The organism is Sphingomonas tabacisoli (assembly GCF_042678385.1).
Lineage (GTDB): Bacteria > Pseudomonadota > Alphaproteobacteria > Sphingomonadales > Sphingomonadaceae > Sphingomonas_B > Sphingomonas_B tabacisoli.
Window position 1 is genome coordinate 1 of record NZ_JBHUDY010000005.1, and the last position, 701, is coordinate 701.

At 66.8% G+C, this 701-nt stretch carries 1 protein-coding gene; it reads left to right on the top strand.

What is annotated here, in order from left to right; all coding sequences use genetic code 11:
- Positions 1-701 (top strand): aldehyde dehydrogenase family protein (locus ACFSCW_RS16740; RefSeq protein ID WP_380891592.1); only part of this gene is annotated, 701 nt, incomplete at both ends.

Sequence of the window (701 nt, forward strand, 5' to 3'; positions counted from 1 at the left end):
CGCCTGGCCGAGCTGTTCCGCGAAGCCGGCGGCCCCGAAGGCATTCTGCAGGTCGTGCACGGTGACAAGGAAATGGTCGACGCGATCCTCGACCATCCGGCGATCTCTGCGGTGAGCTTCGTCGGCTCGTCCGACATCGCGCATTACGTCTATCGACGCGGCGTCGAGGCGGGCAAGCGCGTGCAGGCGATGGGCGGCGCCAAGAATCACGGCATCGTCATGCCGGACGCCGATATCGACCAGGTGGTGAAGGACCTGTCGGGCGCGGCGTTCGGCTCGGCGGGCGAGCGCTGCATGGCGCTGCCGGTGGTGGTGCCGGTCGGCGAGAAGACCGCGAACGCGCTGCGCGAGGCGCTGCTGCCGGCGATCGCTTCGCTGCGCGTCGGCGTTTCTACCGATCAGGACGCGCATTACGGGCCGGTGGTGAACGCGGCGCACAAGCAGCGCGTCGAGAACTGGATCCAGACCGGTGTCGACGAAGGCGCGGAGCTGGTGGTCGACGGCCGCGGCTTCTCGCTGCAAGGCCATGAGCAGGGCTTCTTCATCGGGCCGAGCCTGTTCGATCACGTCAAGCCGACGATGCAGAGCTACAAGGAAGAGATTTTCGGCCCCGTGCTGCAGATCGTCCGCGCGCCCGATTTCGAGACGGCGCTGAAGCTCCCGAGCGAGCATCAATATGGCAACGGCGTCGCCATCTTCAC